Raw genomic sequence first — 19798 nt, 5'->3', positions numbered from 1 at the left:
CCGTGCACAGTGTGCCCGGGAGAGCCCGCTGTCGTACGCCGCATGCTGCTGCTGTTCGGCCTTCTCGAAGGCGAGGCCGAGGCGGCCGCACTCGGCTCCCCACGCGAGCGCCGCTTCGAGCTCGGCGGCCGCGCCGACGGCGCCGGCGGCACGCAGGGCAGTTGCGTCGAGACGGGGCCTGGGGGCGGCCCTGGCACAAGGACCGTGCTCGATTCGATGAACGGCCGCCTCCAGCGGGCGCGGCCATCAGGCCGAGCGGCAACGCGGGTTCAGCCGGCGGCCTGAGCCGCCCCTCGGCGCCGTCGCCTCGGCCCTACTCCGGCAGGCTCGGCTGCCCGTCGGCCGTACCGTCCCGGTACGCGGCGGTGCGGGCCTTCTTCTTCTCCCGCAGCCACTTCGACAGGCGTGTCCCCTCCGGGCACTCGCGTCCCCACTGCACGACCTCGGCCACCTCCGCAGCATGCCGTGTGGCGTGGTGCGTTGCGAGGAGGGCGTTGTCCAGCGCCATCCCCACCGTCACCAGGACAGCGCTGGCGAAGCGGGGATCGCTGCGGTCCGCGGTCGCCACGGCGTACGCAGAGGGGAAGATCATTTCCGGGCGCGGGTTGAGCACCGGCCACTCGACGTGCCCACGCACTGTGGCGTCTTCGGTACCCGTGACGCTGGGGGCGAGGAGCGCCGCGTGCGCGCGGATTTCCCTGTGCAGGGCCCGGTCTTCCGGGTCATCCCGGTTGAGGTGATCCTCACGACCGACGTGGACGTACACCGTGTAGAGCTCCCAGGTGTACCGCGCGGTCAGACCGTTCGCGCCTGGTTCCATCTGGACGTCGGCGAGGGCCCCGCCAATGACGTGCGGGTGGGACTGTCGCAGTCCGGGGAAGTCGGCGGCCAGTGCGGCAGCAGCCTGCTCGGCAAGGCCGGGGACGGGATCGGTCATGGCAAAGGGCCCTTTCGGCGTGTCAGGACAGGGGACGCGTGCACCCTGGGCCCCAGGGGCCGGGGTGCCGTCCCTACACCGGTAGGGAGCGCCCGTGATGGACACGGTGCTGAAGCCCCGCGTCGCGGGGAAGAATCCGCTGTTCTACGGGCCGGTGGCGCCATGGGCGGGTCGGAGCAGCGGGCGTTCAGGTTATCGGTCCGAGATAGAGCGGGGAAGGGTGCCGCAGACGGTGCTGCGAGGCCGCGTCGGCCGGTGGGTTGCTGGTACAGCCGGAGGTGCTGTGGCCGCCGGGGCAGATCGATACCGTCAGCGGTCACCCTCCTTCCCTGGAGGGGCAGCATGCGCATGTGGCACCGGGGTGGCGTGATGGAGGTGGGCCGGGCGGTGCCGTCCGTCGGGGTTGGACGCCGGCGCCCCTTCACCGATCTCGTCGAGGGGTTAGGCGTCGCTGCCTGGGGCCGATTCGGTTTGCCGGGCTTCGGCGTACGCGGTCCTGAAGGCCACGGTGGGCATGCGTGGGTCGGTGGCGGGAGCGGGCGCTGGTGGCGCGGCACCGGGCCGGCCGACCCGGTCGACGGCCGCGCGCATCCGGCGGTTCATGTCGCGTTGGACCGCCTCGGCGAAGGCGGCCGGGGCCTCGCGTCGGTCCACGACGCCCACCATCGTCCCGTGCCGGGTCCCCACCAGGGCATGGGTCTCGACTTTCCAGCCGAGCTGGCGTGCCGCCGCGCGGAGGGCGGACCGGAGCAGCTCGGCACCGCCGAGCTGCTCCGCCTCTGCATCGGGCATGCGCAGTTCGACGCTGCCGCCGTACCCGCCCGCGTCCGGTGGGCAGCTGGCGCGCAGCAGCGGGAGAAGCACGGCGGTCATGGCGGCTCGCCGGGGATCTGGAGTCGGTGTTGGCATGGAGAGCTCCTGGGGATAGGACTACGCGGGCAGCGGGGACAGCGGGGTGGTCGGGTCGGCACGCCGTACGGCGATGATGTCGGCGAGCGCCATGCCGGCCTGCAGGATCTCGTGGGCTGATACCCGTAGCCAGGGCTCGTCCCGCGGGCCTGTGGAGTGCTCTTCGATCCCCATGACGTCGACGCAGTACCACTGAGCCTGTTCGTGGCAGCCGTTCGGACCGGCCCAGCAGACGCCCAGCCGCACGCGGTGGCCGGGAGTCTCGACGCCGGGCAGCACGTGGTGCAGCTGGGCGAGGGCTGTCGGGGTGTGGTCGCTCAGGACCAGGCATCCGGTGGTCTTGAACGGTTCGTCGGCGTCGAGGAGTTGGGCGTGCCGGGTCTCCTTGTGCAGGACGCTGCCCAGCGAGGTGAGGACGTTTTGTCGCATGGCCGCGATGAACGGCGTGCGGGCGCGGACCGATCCGGCGGCGCGCCGTTCGAACGCGGAGGCGTTGCCGGGCCCGTGCCAGGGGCCGGCGCCCGGACAGCACGGTGAGCCGCAGCCGCAGTTCTGCGACGCTCGGTCCAGGTCCTCCGGCTGTGGTCCGTCGTCCTGACGGCGTGCGTCTGCGATCTCCTGCTGCAGAGCGAGGAGGTGGAGGGCGCCTTGGGCGTCGTCGGACAGGCGGTCGAGGACCTCCTGGGGGTGGCTGCGGCCGGCCGGCCGCGGGTGGACGTTGGCGAAGGTGTCGAACCAGGTCTCGGGCCGCAGGTCCTCGCGGCACATCTGCTTGTTGACCTGATGTTCAGGGTGCTCGAAACCCGTGGTGTCGCCCCACAGCAGGTACGCCTCGGCGGCGGCGGTGAGCGTCTCCTCCATCAGCGAGTAGTCGAACTCGGACGGAGCCAGGCGCGCGAAGGCGTGCAGCGGGATGCCGTACCAGTCCTCGTCGGCGTCATCGTCGAAGGGGTCCTCGGCCATGTCCTTCGCCGATTCGGCCCGGTCGGCGGCACGGTTGCAGATGATGATCAGCGCCAGGTCCTCGCCGTGGGTGCGGGGCACCGGCAACGCCCCGGCGCGGACGTCGGCGGCCAGGTCGGCGAACGCGCGGGCCATCTGGAGACGGAACGCCTGATTCTGCCGGTCGGCGCAGCGCGGCAGCCGCATGAAGACGATGTCCTCGGGGTCCTCGTCGTCCGGCACCAAGGGGACGTACGGGGCGTCCGTCCACCCCAGGGCCTGGTAGTAGGCGCATGAGGACAGTTCCTCGGCGACGCCCGCCCACAGCAGGGCACCCGCAGGCGAGAGCAGATCGGCCCGGGGTCCGCGTGGGCGGTCCTCTTCCCGTTCGTTCAGCGCCGCCCACGGGTCGCCCTCCACCGGGCTCAGCAGGACAGGCGCACCGGCGACGGGCTGGTGCGTGGCAGGCGGGGTGCTGCTGCGGAAGGGGGTGAGACCGTAGTGGTAGGACCAGCCCTGCGCCGAGGTGGTGAGCGAGGGGGACGGTCCGCTGGCGGGGTTCAGGGCGACGCCGCCGTACAGGGTCAACAGGTCGTCTTCCCTGAACAGCAGCCGGCGCAGGCCCGACCAGTCGAAGTGCTCCGGGTCCTCGAGGTCCTCGTCGCTGAGCCCGCACGCCGCACGGAAGTCGGTGTCGGTGACCGCGCGGTAGTGGACCGCGCGGGCTTCCTCGATCATGAGGTGCATCACCAGGTCCTCGGCCGGATTGCGTCCCAGCGGGATCCGGCCGCCCTGCACGTCGTCCAGCAGCCCATCGGCTGCCGGGGCGAGCAAGGCGCGGAAGTCACTGCCGAGGCTGTCGGTACAGCGCGGCAGCCGTGCCAGGAATCCCGTACCGCGCCCGTCGGCGACGTCGAACGGCTTGTCGCCGAACAGTGCTGCATCGTGCGCAGCCGCGGCGCTCAGCGTGCGCAGCGCCAGCGCCAGGACTCGCCGCGTCGCCGGAGAACACAGCCTCGCCCAGTCCTCCGCGATCCCCAGTTCGTCCCACTCTTCCTCGCCCTCGTCCTCGAAGTAGTCGTCCTCGGCGAAGTAGTCGTCCTCGGCGGTTCCAGGAGGCGTGTCAGTGCTCACCCGGGAAGCGTAGTGGCACGCCGAGCGCACCCAGTGACGCCGCCGCCGGGGGCGCCCGCAGCCCCCGATCGGCTCCAAGGAGCACACCTCCCCTCAAGCGGGACCGCTCCTGGAGGAGGCGCGGAGAAGTGCCTGTCCGTACACGGCGTCGCCGACGACTTGAGGACCGATCAGCACGTGGCCTCGCCACGACCGCTTAGAATCGTGTTGCGGGCAATCCCCGCCGTGGCGGCCCTCGTTGGGGCCGAGGATCACAACGCACTCATATCGGCTGTGTTTCGGCGCTGCGACACCCAGCGCCGTCCTCGTCCTTGCCACGGAAGGCATTTCCCCATGAGCCTCGACATGTTCCACCTGGACACCGCGCCCACCGAGCAGGACTGGGCCGAGCTCAGCAGCTATGCGCCGGCCGACGACGGCTACCAGTGGCGCGACATGCTCACCGAAGAGGACATCGACGCCTCGCACCGCTACAGCGACGACGTCCGCCAGATGCTCCACACCGTCCCCGGGGCATCGGCCCGCCTGCAGGAACTCGGCGAATTGCTCATGATCGCCACGGTTCGCGAGGCGATGCGCCTGGCTGTGTGCGTCCTGCGCCTGGTGGAGCTCGGCGAAGTGCACCGCATCGACAACGGCAACAGCTTCCGCAGCGCCAGGGCATAACTGATCGCCGACGAGGATCCTCCACCAGGTCGGATACAGGCGCTACACGGTATGGCGCACCGGCATGCCGTGTAGCGCCGGCGCCCCGCCGGGCGCTGCCCGAACCCCTGGGATCCGCGGACGATCGGCCCGGCCCGGATCAGTCGGTACAGCGGGTCGGCGGGTGGCCGTCCGGCCGGTGCGCACAGCGGCCGGTGGTGTCCGGGTCAGACGCCGGACAGGAGGTAGAACGGCGCGATCAGCAGTGCGAGGTGCAGGCAGGCCAGGACGAGGCGGAGCTCGGCGACGCGCCGTGGCAGGAGCGCAGCGATCACACCGGTCGCGCCGGCCGCCCACATCACGCGCCAGGACAGGCCGATCGCCTTCATCAGCGGCTCGGTGCACCCTTCGTAGACGCAATGATCATGTGACATCTGCTTGCCGGCCATGACCAGGACCAGCAGCGCCAGGGCCGGCAGGTAGAGCGCCAGCCCGATGAGCGCGAGCTTGCGCCCGAGGACGACGTAGGCCGGCTGGGCGTCGTGCGGCTGGCACGCCCCGGCGACGCCCGTGGTGGTGATGGTGTCCATGGAGACCACCGTGTCTGGTGTGGCTGTCCGGCCGTATCCGTCCTCGTACTCATTGAGCACGGCGGGAGTACTCAGACGGCACGAAGCCAGGGGCTCGCCCGGGGTAGGCGTGCTCGAGGCGCTGCTGGCCGCCCTCTGCCGCGGAAGTGGCGATGCCCTCGGGCGTCAAGGCGCCGATGGGGCAGCCGGGCCCGCCATCGGCTCCCGCTCCTTTTTCCGTGGTCTACCGGGTCGATGCGGTCGGCGTCTGGCTGTGCTGGGCCTGCGTGATCCGCTCGACGGTCATCCGAGTGACGGCCATGAGCCGGTCGGAAGGAACGGCCGTCCCTTGTTTCCAGCTGTACTTGATGGTGGCGATCACCGAGCCCTGGCGGACGTTGATCCCGCGTCCCTGCCACCCCTGGCCCGGGGTGAACTCGAATCCGTCGATCTGGTCACCGGGCGGGTTCTTCCCGACCTCGTCCTCGGTGCCCTTGCCGGTGAACAGCGCGGCGGCCTGCTCAGGGCTGCGGAAGGAGATGAGCCGGATCGACAGTTCCTGATCCGTCGCGTTGGTGTAGGCGGCGATCCCGAGGGAGATGGCCTGGGAGCACCACGTGGCCGGCCACTCCTCGGACCGGCAGATGGCGGCGTCGCTGGCGTCCCAGGCCTTGCGGTTGCGGGGCTGGGATACCTCGGCCGGGACGCTGAACTGGTCCGGCAGCGCGGGCTCGAGGCGCGCGGTGTCCAAGATCGCTTCGGCGAACTGCGGTGACGCGGCCCGCGTGACGGGCCCTGCGGCCGGCAGCGTCCCGGAGCCGCCTTGCGAGCTGCAGCCGGCGGTGAGGACGATGGCTCCGGACGCCATGGCCAGGGAGGCGGCCATGGCGCGGGCCCGGGCCCGTTGCCTGTACATGTGCATGATCACCACGATACGGACGGGGCGCCCTCGCCTTGCTCCTGGCCCTTCCCCCGGGGCAGGACAGCGCCTACGGGGCCCGTCACGGTTCCCAGGTCGTCAGCCGCCTCGGCTACGGCCCGTGGCCAGCGTACGGGCGATTCCTCGACCGGAATGACCTTCTGCATCAAGTACGGGCCCATCTCCGGGTCGTTGGAGTCGCCGCCGACGAACTCCTCCGCGGGCGCCAGCCACAGGTACAGCGGCCGCACCGTGTCGTCCTTGTCACGTACCGCGAGGTAGGCGCGCCTCTTCGACAGGCTCGCATCCACCGCTACGACTGCCGAGCCGTCGTCACCGCCGTAGTACTCGCGCAGGGCGTTGGCCAGTGAGCGGCGCCGGCCGTCCTGACCGGTCAGCTTGAGGTCGTCCCACGGCATCGGCTGCCTCCCCGCACCGGAGTTGTCGTGGGCTTCCAGCATGCCGGACCCTGGGCGCGGACCTCCCGGTGTGCGCGTTCGACGCGGACGATCTGCCGGACCCACTGGGGTTCCTGGTCTGGTCGGACGACCCGTGCCCGCGCCCGACGACCCTCGGGAGGCCACGAGCGGTGCTGTGGTGCCGGGCCGGGCACGTCGCCGCAGTCGGTTTCGACGCGGAGAGCGGTCAGCTGACGCTGTGTCCGGAGTCGGCGGCCTGGGCGGCCGAGGCCCGCCTGGAGCAGGCCCGCATCATCCGCGACGCGAACCACGCCGCGGGCAGGCCGACCGTCCGCGCGCTCCGCATCCTCGCCTCCGGTCCCGCTCGCCGCACTCGAGCCCGGCGAGCGGCCCCGCGAGACGGCTGCCGACATCATCGTGACCGCAGTCCTTGGGGACGGCCTGTTACCTTGATCTGCTCATGATCGATGTGGTGGAGGTATGACGTGCGGAAGTCAGCGCGGATCACGGGTATGGCCTTTGCAGCCACGATGCTGACAGCGGGATGCACCAGCGGCTCGCACGACGGCGGAGCCAAGGCGGGCGGCACGAGCACCGATGCGAGCGCCAAGCCCTCGGCGAGCAGCACCTCCGCTAGCAGTGCCAGCCGCGCACCGTACGGTATGTGGTACCACCAGGAGGGCAGCGAGATCTTCCGGGTGAGCTTCTTCTACGACCATGTCATAGCCGACTCACCGAAGGGTGTATGCAGTGGCCAGGGGAAGGCTTCCGGCCCCACCACCACTTTCGCCCTCAAGTGCCCTACCAGTGACAACCCTCGCGCCAAGGGCGCCGCGACACTCGAAGACGACGGCAAGACCCTGACCGTGCGTTGGGACGGCGGCATCACCGAGACGTACGGCAAGAACCTCAAGGTCGAAACACCGAAGATCGATATACCCGAGATCAAGGTCTCGCTGCCGCCGACAGGCTGATGCGCCCGGCGCCGTAGCGCGGCCGAGAGCTCGCCCGAGGTGATGCTCAGGCCGCAGGGCCCGGGTGAGCCCGGTGACGCCGCGGACACCGGGCTCGTTGATCAGCACGGTGCGGAGCCGCCCGTGGGTACGCGGCCACGCACCCCTTGCCGACGCCCGCCTGTTGCGCAGACCCCGCTACCGTCGCGAGCGGCCGCGCTGTGGCGTGTCCTGTCCCAGGGCGGGCAACTGACCTCGCCGACAGGAAGGCCCGTGGGATACCGCATCACCGCGGACACCGTCCGGCTCCACGCAGGCCCGACCGGCGACATACTCGACCGCCAAGCCGCGGGGAGACGGGCGCGGGGCTGAGCGGCCCGACCTCAGAAGCGGGGCCGTATCCCCGCAGAGCGCGAGTACGGACGGCGGGGCTCCATGAGCAACTTGGTGAGTTCGGCCTCCTGGAGAGCACGCGCCTCCTTGAGGACCATCTTGTGGACCATCTGCATTTCGTCCTCAATCACTGGGCTGACCCTGTGGCTCGGGGGCCCCAGCCATTTCGGTGTCCTGCGACGGGGTGCGGTCTGCCTGAGGCATACGACGGTCCTCCTCCAGGGATATGACACGGCCTCGCAAGGGTATCCGGCGACCGGGCCGCCAAAGGGGCGGCTGTGGCGCGCTGCTTCGCTGCGCCGGCTGGGTCGGCGCCGCCGGATGCCGTGCCGCGGGATCAGCGGCCTTCGGTGACGAGGTAGGTGGGCGCTGGGGCGGTCCGGGTGAGTGGTCACCTGCTGCGGGCGGCCAGCAGGTGGGCACGGGTGTACGTGGAGGGCTCGTCCTGGGGGGCGGTCTTGATGAGGTGGAGGAGTCCGGCTGGGGGGTCGGGGTGGTGGTGGTCGACGGCGGGGGCGGTGATGTCGTCGAGGAGGTCGTCGAGGAGCTGGGCGAGGGTGTGGGGGCCGCCGCCGCTGTAGCCGTAGCCGAGTCCTGCGCCGGGGCGGTGGGGGGCGAGCCACAGGCCGGCGGCAAGACCGGACTGCGGGTCGGCGGCGGTGCGGATCCAGACGTTGCCGTCGCTGCAGTGGACGTGCTCGAGGCGGCCGGTGGTGGGCAGGCGTTGCGGGACGAGGGTGTGCAGGGCGTCGGGGTCGGTCTGGTCGCCGTCGGTGCTGGTGTTCAGTACGGCGGGCAGCTGGGTGTCGGGGTCGTGGAAGAGGGTGCGGGTGTTGGTGCTGCGGAGCAGTTCGTGTTCGAGGACGGTGGGGGGCTGGCCGGTGGGTGCGGGCTGAAGGCGGGCGGCCCACTCGGCGGCGACCGGACACAGGGCGGGGCGGACGTGCGCGGTGGCGCCGGCGTGCCAGTCGTCACCGCCGTCCCAGCGCCACACCGTCTGGGCGGCGCGGTAGGCGAGGGTGTCGCGGCGGGCGGTGATGGCCAGCCATCCGGCCCGGCGCACGGCCTCGGACGGTGGGGGTTCGTGCTGTTCGTCGCGCAGGTAGGGGGCGGGGACCGCGCCGAGAACGAGGTGGGCGCTGTCGCCTCCCTCGGCGGCGGCGTGCTGGATGTGGGCGACGGCGCGCAGGGCGGCGGTGTGCTCGCGGCGGCGGATCTCCCGGGCGAGCCACCAGCACACCGCCGCCGCGGGTGAGCCGTCCGGCTCGGCGGCGGCCAGCTCGGTCAACGCCGAGGTGGGGGTGACGGCGTGGCAGGCGGGCACCTGTGCCGGGGCGGCGCCGGGCTGCCAGGCGGTGATGGCGTCGATGTCGCGCAGGGCGCCCGGCCAGTACGGTGCCTTGGTGCCGAGGAGGCGCTCGAGGTCCTGCCAGGTCGGGTGGTAGATCGCGCCGATGTGTCCGTCGGGGGTGATGTCGCATGCGGCGAGCTCCGGGCCGGTCAGCTGCCACGTGTCCCGGCCGGCCACCACCGCGCGGTAGATCTCGCCCAGGTGGTTGCCGTGGCGGGCAGCCAGGGCGCGGGCCGCTGACCGCGGCTGCCCGTTGGCGTCCCGCAGCCAGTACGCCAGCCCGATGCCACCGAGCGAGGTGTCCCATCGCAGGACCGCCCAGTCCCCCTCCCCCACGACCTCCGTCTTCGCGAACTGCCCCCGCTCCCCCGGCGGCAGCGCCGGGCCGATGACGGGCGCCTGCCCGCCGGCGTCGGGCTGCCCGCTGTTCCTGCCGAAGATCCCCACAAGTTCCTCCCCAGACAGCACAGTTGACCTGTCTCCTCCAGTCCACCACACCCCACCGACAACCGCCCCGCCCCCGCCCGCCCCGTATGCCCGGCCCCCGCGCCCCCGGAACACGGGCGCCGGCCGCGAAGCCCGGGGCCGGGAGCACGTACTCGGCCGACTCGGGACGGCCTAGGCTGCCCGAGGGGCCGTAGGGGATATGGGGAGGGGCGGGCGTGCGCAGGGTGCTGCTGGACAAGGCCGTGGTGGTGGGGGACTACCTCGAGGTGGCCGCGGAACGGATGACACCGGACCGGCGCCGCCGCGGGGAGGAGTACGCGCGGGTCGAGCGGGTCGAGCACATCGCACGCCCGGCGTTCCTCGATCCCTCCTCCCGGCACGTGGGCACCCGGCAGGCTGCGCACCGGGGGGTCGTGGCGGTGCTGTGCCAGGGCATGCCGGGCGCGGTCCTGCTGGACGGCGGAGACCACCACGTGGAGACAGCGGTGGAGTCGGCGCGCCGGGCATGGGATCTTCAGAACCCGACCTGGCCCGCCCGGCAGGAGGCCTTGTTCACCGGCGGCCGGATACCCCAGGGGCAGCATGCGGACCGGACACGCCTGGAGACGGACAACGAAGACGACGACCACGACGACGGGCCCGATCGGCGCCCGGGCGTGGTACCGACGGGGCGGCGGCGGGCGGCCGCGTTCAGCAAACCGGCGACCGCGGTGATGGCCGGCGACTATGTACAGATCCATACCGTGCGCTTCCCGGCCCAGGACATGGGGGTGGACGAGGGCTTCCACCGCGTCGAGTGGGCCCGGCACCTGCCGCCGGAGCACGCTGCCGGCCTGCTGACCGACCCCGCCTGGACCGCGGGGACGGTGACCTTGCTGTGCGTGCACGGGCTGCCGGGCACGCTGGTCCTGCCACCCATCGACGTCCGCGTCCTGGTCCAGCCCAACGCCGAGCGGGTCGCCGAGGACCGCAGCGACTGGTGGCACGAGGGGCCGTTCCACGAGCTCACCGGCATGCACGCCCCCGACACCGACAGCCTGCGGCACCAGGACGCCGCGCTGCGCCCCACGCCGCCGGACGACGAGGCCGCCCTCTATCCGAGCAGGTTCACCGACCCCCTCCAGCGCGCGCTGCACCTGGAGGGCGTCACCGCGGTACGGCCGGTGGCGGCATCCGGCCTTCCCTGGCCGCACTTCCTCTTCAAATGCCCCCACGGCGGACGGGCCAAGGACCTTCAGCGCACCTACCCGGAGACGTCCGGTTCACGCCAGGCCGCCCACGCCGAGCTCTTTGCCGCGCTGCGCCCGGAGGAGTTCGCGGCCTGCCCGTACCACCAGGCCGACGACTGGAAGGCGATCGCCCAGGCGGTGCTCGCGCATGCCGAGGCCGAGCAGGCCGGTGATGAAGACGGCGCCGAGGAGCTGTACGCGATGGAGCACCTGAGCGAACGCGACCGGGCATGGGCGCAGGCGATGGTCGCCGACCTGATCTGGTGGGACGAAGGCCAGCGCCAGCTGACCAACGGCCAGCACCGGCTCTGCGCCTTGCGCGCCGCGGGCGTGAACACCGTCCCGGTCTACGGCCGTCACCTCCCCGGCCAACCGCCCACGGACACAACCGAGCCGAAGAGCCACGCGCGCCAGGCGATCGCCGCGTTCTGGACCTCCCACCTCACCGCCCTGTGGGGGCCCGGGTTCCGGGCACGGCGGCTGGGGCCGGTGTTCGCGCGCTACCGCGTCCTGCGCCGCCTGTTGCCAGCGTCCGACCGGCCGTAAGGCGCACCGCGCGGCCGCGTGCGGGACGTCGTCGCGAACGCGCAGCGGAGCACCACGGCCCGTCACGCACACTCCTCCCCCACGACAGCGCTTTCGCCGGGTGGGGCCAGGGCGAGGTCGCCGGTCCACACCGGACGGAAGGGGTCGGAGACGTCCCAGCCGGCCCACCGCGGGTCGACCTCCCCGGTGCGCGGGTCGACGACGTCCTCCGGGACGAGTCGAAGCCGCGGCCGGTCGGGCTGATACCGGCGGGCCGCGCGCTCGGCGCACCATTCCAAGTACCGCTGGTAGGAGGCGCGTTGCTGGACGTGGCGTTGGCGTCTTCGTTCGCCCAGTCCGTCGGTGCCGTGCTCCTGGGCCACCCGCTCGAGCTCCTCCTGGTCCACGCGCAGCCCGGCGTCGTCGGCGAGGTGCCTCGGGAGGTAGTAGAGGTCGTCGGCGACCTCGGCCAGGTGGTCGTCGACGAGCCGGTTCATGCGCCGTTTGACGGTGGTGCGGTGCAGGCCGGTCGCCTCCGCCAGGTCATGCACGCTCATCCCGTCGACGGGGTCAAGGCAGGACAGCAGCCGCGCGCCGTTACCGGAGTGGGCCCAGTGGTGGAACGCGTCGTGGGCCATCACCGCGGCCAGGGCCCGGCTGTCCCGCCGCGCCCGCGGGCCGTGCATCTCCGGGACACCTCCCGCCCCCCACTCCCCCGCAGCTGGCTTGTGTCCCGGCGCTGCACACGCGACAGCACCCTCGCCGGGGTCGGCGGGATGCGGCGGGATACGCAAGCGCCATACCGAGGTGGAGCCCTTGCCGCGTGCGACGCGAACCCACTCCAACCAGCCGGCCGCCTTCAGCCGGAGGTTGCTGTCCTCCACCGTCGACTTCGCGCAGCCCATGTCCTCGGCGAGCTGACGCACCGAAACGTCGTGCTCCAGACCGCCGGCCCGCTCGCACCGGGCCAGACGCGCGGCGAGGTTCTTCTCGTCCACCCCACCTTGCGATCCCGTCCACCGGTGCCCCTCGACCGCCTCCCGCACGGCCGCGACCCCGGCCAGCGCATCGGCCCGGCACCACACCGGCTCCCCCGACGACCCGACGAACCTCCGGGCCCTCTCCAACATGCTGGAGAGCTTGGCCAGCACGTACTCGTCCGACTTCCGGACCCGCAAAGACCTCGCCCACGCCCCGCCCACGGTCGGCCGCAGCACCAGCGCCTCGTAAAACAGATCCGCCGTCCAGGCCCGGCCCGGCTGCGAAGCGGCTGCCGCCAGCGCCATCGTCAGCGCATACCCCGCATCCCCCGCCGACCGCCGCGCATACCGGCCCTCGACATCCCCCTCCAGCAACAACCGCCGCGCCCGCACCGACAGCCCCGGCAACGCCTCCACCCACGCCCTCAGCCGGCTCCGGCCACGCCGCGCCGACGGACCACCGCCTTCCCCACCGTCCTCACCGCACGCGGCCGAAGCCCGGCCCCCATCACCCCTGTTCCGCCGCGCCGCTGACGGACCAGAGCAGTCCGGGTCAGATCGCGAGGGTCCCAGTGCCGTGCGGTTCATGCCAGCACCCCCGCCCGGGGACGGTTGCTGATCGCGGCCCGCACCCGGGCCGCACCCACCCGGTACGGATCCAACTCCCCCGGCGTCGACGCCGGGGCACTACGACGGGCCCGCAGCGCCACGAGCGCCTTCTCGAGCAGGTACTCGGCCGCCCGCTGCCGCGCCCGCTCCCCCGCCACACGGGCCTGCTCCCGCGCGTCCGCCCGGCAGTCGTGACCGTCGTGACAGCGGTGCAGGTGCCACCGGCGCAGCAGCGCCGCGCTCGCCGACTCCGCCTCCGCACCCGCCTGTTCACCCCTCCGGAAGTACTCCAGCACCTCACGCCGGGCCGCGCCGAGTTCCTCCTCGGCGGCCAGCTTGCGCAGCAGCGAGCCGGTCAGCGCCGTCGCCCCCTGCGCCACCACCGCGGCCACCCGCTCCTCGACCCGCGCCTCCAGCCCCGCCCGAACCTCAGCCTCGAACCCGACCGGCTGCCGGTCACCGAAGACGGCCACCGCCAGCTCGACCGCCGCCTCTACCCCGGCCCGGGCCGCACGCTCGTTGCCGCAGACCTCACACAGCCCACCCGAGAAGGCCCGCCCGCACACCCCGCACGGCCGCGCCCGCCGCGCCTCGTCGAGCACCTCCTGCTCCGCCCGCCGCTCAGCCCACGCCGCCGCCTGCCGCGCCTGCTCGAGCGCGGCCTGCTCCCGGCGCTCGGCCCGCCGCTGCTCGTCCCGGCGGGTCACCTCCCGCAGCCGGGTCTCGTACCGCCGCAAGTACTCACCCGCTGGCGCCTTCTCCGCCAGCCCGGAGGCCAGCTGCAAACCCACCTCGCGGCGCCGTGCGACAAGGTCGCCGAGATGCTCGGCGCACCGTTCGCACGGGGCGCCGGTGTCCATCCGCCGCCCGTCGTCACAGCGCACATCCGGGCACACCGCCCGGCGCGGGATCGCCCAGCCGACCAGCCAGCCCACCGGATCCTTCACCGGCCGACGACCCAGCTCCGCAGCGCGCCGACGCAGCCGCGCCCCCAGGATCACCATCCCCCGGCCGGGACCGAACAGGCCATCGAGGAGGCCGAGTTCGCGGCGTACGGCCGCCTGGACCGTCAGCCGCGCGGCCAGCCGGTCCAGGCGGCCCCAGACCATCGCCACCGGCGCCAGCAACGCCTCCCAGCCCTTGGGCACCGAAGCGAACACCCGCGGCGGCCCCCCGGTCGCCTCGGTCCACGCCGCCAGGCCCTCGCGACAGGCATCCCGTGCCCCGCCAGCGGCTGGCCGAAAGGTGTCGGGGAGGGAGGAATCATGGTTTTCCCCGCGCAGCGGGCAACCGTCACCACCCTCAAGCCCGGCGTCGTCCGGCACCTGGGCTGGTGACTGCGGGGGCTCTACGCGCGTACGTGCACGACCCGGCAGACCAGAGCAACCCCCAACGGCTTCGCCGGAAAACCCACCACTTCCCGCACTCTCAAGATCCACCGTAGGAACCCCCGGGTGGTCTGCGTGAAGGGGGCGGGCACCGGGGCGCTCTGCAACCACCGCCTCCCCGGCCTGGCCAAGACCCGACTCCCCAGCAGCCACAAGGGCACCGGACGCCGCGGCCGCACCGCTCTCTCCCCCCACCCCATCGGGGCGCTCGGGAAGCAGGGCCTTCCCCGCCTCCACCGACCCCTCGCAGCCACCTTCCGCGCCGTCAGAAGCAGGGGCAGATACCGGTTCGGCCCCGCGGCAAGCAGCCCCAGCGGTCACCCCACCGCGCCGTCCACCCATCCCAGCGTCAACCGGGCCAGCGGGTTCCACGACAGCACAGGCCGTGGCCTCGGCCGCCGCACGGGCCGCCACGACGGGCGGCAGCACCAGGACCGCCTTGCCCATCAACCCCGAACCCGTACCGCGCCGCTCCGTCGCGGCCACACCATAGGAACGCAGCCGCCGCAGCACCTTCGTCCCGCCGGATACCGAACACCCCAGCAACCGGGCAACCGTCGCCCCCGCACGGCCCCGCCCCTTCGGCAACCGACCGCCGACCAACGGCACGCTGCCGTCCTCACGGGCCTCAAGCACCAGGAGCAATGCCGCCAGCCGGTCCGTCGCCGAACCCTTTCCGTCCCGCCCGGCCAGCAGACCCGCACCCCGCGCCCCCGGACCCCAGCCCGGCGCGAACAACTCCTCCAGCACCCGCAGCAGCACCGCCAGCTCCCTCTGACTCAACGCCAGCGGATGCAACGGATCGCCGGAACGCCGGGCTCGCCACACCGGCATGACCACACAGTCCAGCCCCGTGGGCTGCCCCCACTCCCCCTCCGTCACCCGGTACCGCACCACGTCGGCCTCGACCAGCGGCGGCAGCACGTCCTGACGAACCGTGGACTCCGCCAACCCGAGCCACCGGCCCAGCTCACGCGTCGTGATCGCCGTACGCGACGACCGGAAGCCCGACTTCGCGAACAACACCAACGCACCCAACCGCACCGCATCGGCCACCGACGGACCACCCAGAAACGCCTGCACCGCAGCACGAAGCCGAGCACGCATCGACCGCCCGAGCATCAGCGGGCGGCTCAGCGAAGCAGTCGATCGAGCTGTGGTCGAGTGCTGGGCGGCTACTTGGTGGGGTCGTCCATGAAGGAGACACAGAGGAGACGGGCCTGTGCGACATTGAGCCGCTTCGGGTGATTCTGGCTGATATTTCGTGCCTGATTCAGGCATGACTGAACCAGCCCTCGTGGGGGTAGCTATGATGAGCTCCAGTCAGAGAGGGAGAAGGGTGTTCTCCATCGCCACTCGGCCCGCTTGGGGAAGCTGGGAAGCCGAGCATGCGACGTGATTCAGTTAGGGATCTTGGTAGCTGTCACCTTCTTGGGCTGGTTTGCGTGTGCGGGCCGAGGATTCATTCTTGTCCCGCACACACGCATGTTCGGACGGAGCCCGACACTGTCCAGAGCACTGTGGTCGAACGGGCGCTTGAGCCGATGACGAGCTGCACGGGCCAATCTCTCGTTGCACCGAGGCCCGCAAGCCGCGGCTTCACTGCTTCCACGACCGCACGGCGGCGGGGAGCAGCCTCGCCCTTTGGCATGTACATTGCCTTGCTTGCGCAGGGCGAAGAAGGCTGGCGATTGGCGCGCACGATCCGACGTCTTCAACAGCTGCTGGTGAAACGGACCTACGCATGGCTAGGGTGACTCTGGAAGGTTGTTGAGGGCGCACTCCACTAACCGCATGGCCCAGAATGGGTTTTTGGCCTGCGGCTGACGGTCCAGGGTGCCGTGCTCTACGTTCTCCTTCCTGGGGCTTCGTGCCCCTTTGGTTGAGAGGGCGGGCCTCGGGAGGGCCCGCCCCAACCTGACAACCAACGGCCGGCGACTGCCGACCCGCACGTTCGCCTCGGGAGTAGGCGCGTGACTACGAGGCCCCAGCTGTCAGCGGTCTGTATTAGTGCGCGGCTATCAGTTCCTGTTGGAAGGCGCCAGGTTCTTGGGCTCTGAACTCCGACAACCACGCTCCGACTCCAAGCACCCGGTAGTCGCGCAGATGAGCGGTTGCGTCAAGGAGCTCGCCGAGCGTGTGGGTGAGCCGGGCGAAGTTCGGCGCGATGACCAAGCCCGTGGACTCGCTGACCGCATCCCGGTTGAGCGCTTCGCGAAGGGCATTGACAGCGAGTCGGTCCCTCTTCGCATCAGGCTTTGAGGCCCGTGTGCCGAGGTTCGCGAGCACCTGTGCGATGACTGCTTCTGTCCCCCTATATCGAAGGGTCCGCTCATCGCGTTCCAGGAAGCCCTCCTGGACAAGTTTTCCCAGGGTTGTGCCATGGAGCCCGGTGAGCTCAGTGACGCGCGTTCCCGGTAGTAGACGAACTGCCGATCCGCTCATCTGATTCCTCAACAAGTCCGGTGGTCATCGGTCGAGGCGCAGTCAGCTCACGGGCCCATGCGTCCCCTTTAACTCTGTGACGACCATACACGATGTGTGTGGAACTTGATCTATGTTCTACGCCTCCGGTGTGTCTCCCGAGCCGGTCAGGCGAGACGGATGGTGACAGCCGGTCAGGCTACGCACCGGGTTCACTCAATGACAGTGAGAAACATGCGTGCGATTCATCCGCGGAGCGCTTGGGGTGGGCCCGGCAAGACGCAATAGCGGTCTGATCAGGGTTTTCATGCCAGCGATTGAGATGAAAGTGCCGTGCACATGACAACCTCGTCGCCTTGTTGCGAGAGGAGGTGCGAGGGGATCCGCCCCTATCGGGGATGCCGTCTTGCGTGAGTGCAGTTCCTGGCGTGCTGTCAAGACGATGGGTGTGTCGAGTGCGGCCACCCTTACACGGCGTGTATAAAGCGTGGGTGCCTTCCTCTCCCCAGAGAACCCCTGCCCCCGACAGCCTCTTGGTGGTCGGCGACACCAAGAAGGGGGAGCCGTTCATATGGATGCGGCTTGCACCGGCGAGCCCGGCCCTGGGAACCAACCGTTCGGCATGTGATGCAGAAGGAGACTGCGCGGTGGGGGTGGTTCGGTCGCCTTGCTGGGCTGAGCCCCCTCCGACGCTCTGTCACCCCAGGAGGATGAAGCGGACAAGGGGGACAATGCGCGGCTGTTCGGGTGCTACGGCGAGCACTGCTTCCCGCCTCGCTGATCGGCGGACCGATACGGTGGGCGCAGCCCGCGAGGTGGCAGTTTCAGCGCCGCTCGTTGCTTTAAAGTCACGTACGGCGCGGAACGGCTGCCCGGTGACCGCATTTCTTCGGGCAAGATGGACCCGCTCAGAGTCGACATCGCGTCAAGTGGTGCCGACAAAAAAGCGCCCACCGGGGAGGGGGTCCCCGGCGGGCGCAATCAGCCCCGACCCTCAACCACTGCGAGGAGTAAAAGAGTCGTGAACACCTACGATAGCCATCTTCCCGGGGGTGGCCGCGCATGACGAGCGAAGCGCTTGTCGCACTGGCTGCCAACGTGGCCGCAGCGACGTCTCAGCCCTATGTCCCCCCAGTGCAGGACCCGGACGTCGTTGCCGTGGCCGGCTTCAAGGGCGGAGTGGGTAAGAGCCGCACAGCCAGGGAGCTCGCGGCCCTCCTCAAGGCCGTGCTCACGGACCTCGAGTGGGACTGGGGCGGAGTCACCCGCGGCTGGGGGTACCTGGAAGAGGAGAGGGTCAAGGCTCCTCTGCTCGAAGCATTCCGGACCGGGAAGACCCCGAAGCCGCTTTCAGGTCAGGGGCGGAAGCCAGACCTCATCCCAGGGCACACCGACTTTGAGCGGAACCAGCCGAAGGCTGACATCGTCGCCGAGTCGCTGACGCAATGGGCCCGCGACCTCAAGCGCCGGCTGGTCGTCGACACCCACCCCGGTGGCAGCGAGTCCACCTACGGCGCAATGGCCGCAGCGCGTGTCACGGTAGTCCCGGCTGTGCTGGGAGATGACGAGCTGCGAGCCCTCGAGGGTCTGCTCCGGACACTCCCCGACTACCCGCTTCTGCTGATTCCGTACAAGGTGGGCCGTAGCCCAGCGGCGTGGGCAGTGCGGGAGCTCGAGAGGCTGGCGACGAAGTACAAGGCAGACGTTGGACCGCCGGTGAGTAACTATCAGTGGATCCCCAACCGGCGTGTGAGGGTTCCGATCTGCGCCAGCGCGCCGTCGGCCCGGACCACCCCCTTCATCGAGGAGATGATGGTTGTCGCCGAGGCGGTGGAGAGCTATGGCCGATGAAGCCACGTCGGAGCCCCGCGCAGAGAGCGCTGGTCGGACTGCTCCGGCGTCAGGAATCGCTGCGCTCAAGGCGAAGCGGCAGGCCAACAAGAAGCCTGCCGCCGAGAAGGCAGGGCAGCCGGCGGATGACACCGCGGGCGACGGTGGACCAGGACGAGTTCACCGGCAAGCACCGAAACCGCTTCACCCAAAGTCTGCAGCTGCATCGAAGCCAGCAGAGGCGGGAGCCACGGAACGTGATCCGGGGCCGGAAGACCGTGGCACCGAGATCCCGGCTCAGACAGGTACAAGCCCGGGGGCTGCTGAGCAAGCTGTTCATTCCGTGACGCCCGATGGCAGTGAGATCGCCTCGGTGGTCAGCATCGCTGAAGGATCGGAAGCGGCAGATCGCGGTGCGGTGCAGAGCGCCTCGGCGGCCAGGACGAGCGGCGAGATTGATGATGCGTCGGCCTCGACCTCGCCCGGCACGGGGGTGGACAGGGCCGAGAATGCTGCTCTGGGGACGGCACAGCGCACAGAGGCACGTGCTGAGGCCAGCGCAGGGGAGGGTGAAGCTGCTCAAGGATCGGGAGGTTCCTCGGAAGAAGGAGTTGGGACGCGTGCCTCCTTGGGCACGCTGATGACCACCTCGGCAGCCACGACGGCAGGGAGTTCATCGCCAGCCGTGTCGACCTGGGACCAGTACATGTCGCCCCCCGCGCAAAACCTTGTGCGAGCTGAGGATGTACTCGACCAGCGATACATCACACGCGAGCCTCTGAACGCCTCGATTCCCGTGGTCCTCGACATCCCGCATCGGATGGAGCTGCTGAAGGTCGTTTCGGGGATAAACCAACTCCCTCCGGCGGACCTGGTGGCAGTGGCGATGGACTGGTTTCTCCGTGGTGGCGCAGCATCTCCGGATGCTATGCAGGAGCCGTGGAATACCTACGTCGGGCCCGGGACGCCGGAAGACACCCCCCGTGCGGAGGACGTGCTACAGCGCCGCTTCATCAAGCGTGAAGGCCTGAAGTGGCAGACGCCGGAGGAGCTGAAGCTGAATCAGCGGCTGGCGGTGTACCGGGTAATGAACCGGCTCAAGGTTCCCGCCGCTGACATCGTGGCCGTTGGTATCGACCGATGGCTGCGAGTCATGGGCTTCTGAGTAGAGGAAGTGCCCGCCACTCCATGGGAG

At 70.7% G+C, this 19798-nt stretch carries 18 protein-coding genes; 7 read left to right on the top strand and 11 right to left on the bottom strand.

The features are described from left to right. Positions 1-42 precede the first annotated feature (42 nt). Entirely contained in the window at positions 43-285 is a 243-nt protein-coding gene (locus tag ACFY1P_RS20695) for a hypothetical protein (RefSeq protein WP_390751473.1), read from the top strand. Positions 286-313: 28 nt separating this feature from the next. Here ACFY1P_RS20695 and ACFY1P_RS20690 read toward each other — a convergent pair whose 3' ends face one another. The 3 genes from ACFY1P_RS20690 to ACFY1P_RS20680 all read right to left on the bottom strand — a co-directional run bounded on the left by ACFY1P_RS20690 (position 314) and on the right by ACFY1P_RS20680 (position 3922). Continuing rightward, on the bottom strand, positions 314-937 hold the full coding sequence (locus tag ACFY1P_RS20690) for a hypothetical protein (protein WP_390751472.1): 624 nt from the start codon (positions 935-937) through the stop codon (positions 314-316). Between the two features lie 441 nt (positions 938-1378). Beyond that, entirely contained in the window at positions 1379-1810 is a 432-nt protein-coding gene (locus ACFY1P_RS20685; RefSeq protein ID WP_390751471.1) for a hypothetical protein, read from the bottom strand. Positions 1811-1867: 57 nt separating this feature from the next. After that, positions 1868-3922, bottom strand: a complete 2055-nt coding sequence (locus ACFY1P_RS20680; RefSeq protein WP_390751470.1) for a hypothetical protein — start codon at positions 3920-3922, stop codon at positions 1868-1870. Positions 3923-4255: 333 nt separating this feature from the next. On the opposite strand from ACFY1P_RS20680, the gene ACFY1P_RS20675 reads away from it, so the two are divergent. Further along, complete coding sequence (locus tag ACFY1P_RS20675) at positions 4256-4588, top strand: hypothetical protein (protein ID WP_390751469.1); 333 nt, start codon at positions 4256-4258, stop codon at positions 4586-4588. A 206-nt stretch (positions 4589-4794) separates the two neighbouring features. Here the strand turns inward: ACFY1P_RS20675 and ACFY1P_RS20670 are convergent, their stop codons facing one another. The 3 genes from ACFY1P_RS20670 to ACFY1P_RS20660 form a co-directional block, all read right to left on the bottom strand. Beyond that, positions 4795-5157, bottom strand: coding sequence for a hypothetical protein (locus tag ACFY1P_RS20670; RefSeq protein WP_390751468.1), 363 nt, complete (start codon positions 5155-5157; stop codon positions 4795-4797). Between the two features lie 223 nt (positions 5158-5380). After that, complete coding sequence (locus ACFY1P_RS20665; protein ID WP_390751467.1) at positions 5381-6058, bottom strand: hypothetical protein; 678 nt, start codon at positions 6056-6058, stop codon at positions 5381-5383. Positions 6059-6060: 2 nt separating this feature from the next. Continuing rightward, entirely contained in the window at positions 6061-6516 is a 456-nt protein-coding gene (locus ACFY1P_RS20660; RefSeq protein WP_390751466.1) for a hypothetical protein, read from the bottom strand. A 26-nt stretch (positions 6517-6542) separates the two neighbouring features. Between ACFY1P_RS20660 and ACFY1P_RS20655 the strand changes: the two genes are divergently transcribed. Both ACFY1P_RS20655 and ACFY1P_RS20650 read left to right on the top strand, forming a co-directional pair. Further along, positions 6543-6938 carry a DciA family protein gene (locus ACFY1P_RS20655; RefSeq protein ID WP_390751465.1) on the top strand — a complete coding sequence of 132 codons (396 nt, stop codon included), beginning with the start codon at positions 6543-6545 and terminating at the stop codon, positions 6936-6938. A 66-nt stretch (positions 6939-7004) separates the two neighbouring features. Then, on the top strand, positions 7005-7448 hold the full coding sequence (locus ACFY1P_RS20650) for a hypothetical protein (protein WP_390751464.1): 444 nt from the start codon (positions 7005-7007) through the stop codon (positions 7446-7448). Positions 7449-7810: 362 nt separating this feature from the next. Here ACFY1P_RS20650 and ACFY1P_RS20645 read toward each other — a convergent pair whose 3' ends face one another. Next, positions 7811-7951, bottom strand: a complete 141-nt coding sequence (locus tag ACFY1P_RS20645) for a hypothetical protein (protein ID WP_390751463.1) — start codon at positions 7949-7951, stop codon at positions 7811-7813. 260 nt (positions 7952-8211) lie between these two features. Beyond that, a complete protein-coding gene (locus ACFY1P_RS20640) occupies positions 8212-9639 on the bottom strand; it encodes a hypothetical protein (protein ID WP_390751462.1) in 1428 nt (475 codons plus the stop codon). A gap of 194 nt (positions 9640-9833) precedes the next feature. Between ACFY1P_RS20640 and ACFY1P_RS20635 the strand changes: the two genes are divergently transcribed. Then, a complete protein-coding gene (locus tag ACFY1P_RS20635) occupies positions 9834-11393 on the top strand; it encodes a hypothetical protein (RefSeq protein WP_390751461.1) in 1560 nt (519 codons plus the stop codon). 62 nt (positions 11394-11455) lie between these two features. On the opposite strand, the gene ACFY1P_RS20630 is transcribed toward ACFY1P_RS20635, so the two are convergent. From ACFY1P_RS20630 to ACFY1P_RS20620, 3 genes are all read right to left on the bottom strand, one after another. After that, positions 11456-12769: a winged helix-turn-helix domain-containing protein gene (locus ACFY1P_RS20630; RefSeq protein ID WP_390751460.1), complete on the bottom strand. Its 1314-nt coding sequence runs from the start codon at positions 12767-12769 to the stop codon at positions 11456-11458. A gap of 167 nt (positions 12770-12936) precedes the next feature. After that, a complete protein-coding gene (locus ACFY1P_RS20625) occupies positions 12937-14121 on the bottom strand; it encodes a hypothetical protein (protein ID WP_390751459.1) in 1185 nt (394 codons plus the stop codon). 2235 nt (positions 14122-16356) lie between these two features. Continuing rightward, the gene (locus ACFY1P_RS20620) at positions 16357-16794 is read right to left on the bottom strand and encodes a hypothetical protein (protein WP_390751458.1); all 438 of its coding nucleotides are present in this window, start codon (positions 16792-16794) and stop codon (positions 16357-16359) included. 1041 nt (positions 16795-17835) lie between these two features. Between ACFY1P_RS20620 and ACFY1P_RS20615 the strand changes: the two genes are divergently transcribed. Next, positions 17836-18624, top strand: a complete 789-nt coding sequence (locus tag ACFY1P_RS20615; RefSeq protein ID WP_390751457.1) for a ParA family protein — start codon at positions 17836-17838, stop codon at positions 18622-18624. A 322-nt stretch (positions 18625-18946) separates the two neighbouring features. Next, on the top strand, positions 18947-19768 hold the full coding sequence (locus tag ACFY1P_RS20610) for a hypothetical protein (RefSeq protein ID WP_390751456.1): 822 nt from the start codon (positions 18947-18949) through the stop codon (positions 19766-19768). Positions 19769-19798: the final 30 nt, after the last annotated feature.

The sequence above is a fragment of the Streptomyces sp. NPDC001407 genome (genome assembly GCF_042895325.1).
Lineage (GTDB): Bacteria > Actinomycetota > Actinomycetes > Streptomycetales > Streptomycetaceae > Streptomyces.
This window is presented reverse-complemented; position numbering and strand designations above follow the sequence as displayed.

Excerpts from the sequence above, each read along its gene's own strand:
- ACFY1P_RS20695 (WP_390751473.1), top strand. The coding sequence starts at position 43 with ATGCTGCTGCTGTTCGGCCTTCTCGAAGGCGAGGCCGAGGCGGCCGCA.
- ACFY1P_RS20690 (WP_390751472.1), bottom strand. The coding sequence starts at position 937 with ATGACCGATCCCGTCCCCGGCCTTGCCGAGCAGGCTGCTGCCGCACTG.
- ACFY1P_RS20685 (WP_390751471.1), bottom strand. The coding sequence starts at position 1,810 with ATGACCGCCGTGCTTCTCCCGCTGCTGCGCGCCAGCTGCCCACCGGAC.
- ACFY1P_RS20675 (WP_390751469.1), top strand. The coding sequence starts at position 4,256 with ATGAGCCTCGACATGTTCCACCTGGACACCGCGCCCACCGAGCAGGAC.
- ACFY1P_RS20670 (WP_390751468.1), bottom strand. The coding sequence starts at position 5,157 with ATGGACACCATCACCACCACGGGCGTCGCCGGGGCGTGCCAGCCGCAC.
- ACFY1P_RS20665 (WP_390751467.1), bottom strand. The coding sequence starts at position 6,058 with ATGCACATGTACAGGCAACGGGCCCGGGCCCGCGCCATGGCCGCCTCC.
- ACFY1P_RS20660 (WP_390751466.1), bottom strand. The coding sequence starts at position 6,516 with ATGCTGGAAGCCCACGACAACTCCGGTGCGGGGAGGCAGCCGATGCCG.
- ACFY1P_RS20650 (WP_390751464.1), top strand. The coding sequence starts at position 7,005 with ATGCTGACAGCGGGATGCACCAGCGGCTCGCACGACGGCGGAGCCAAG.
- ACFY1P_RS20620 (WP_390751458.1), bottom strand. The coding sequence starts at position 16,794 with ATGAGCGGATCGGCAGTTCGTCTACTACCGGGAACGCGCGTCACTGAG.
- ACFY1P_RS20615 (WP_390751457.1), top strand. The coding sequence starts at position 17,836 with ATGACGAGCGAAGCGCTTGTCGCACTGGCTGCCAACGTGGCCGCAGCG.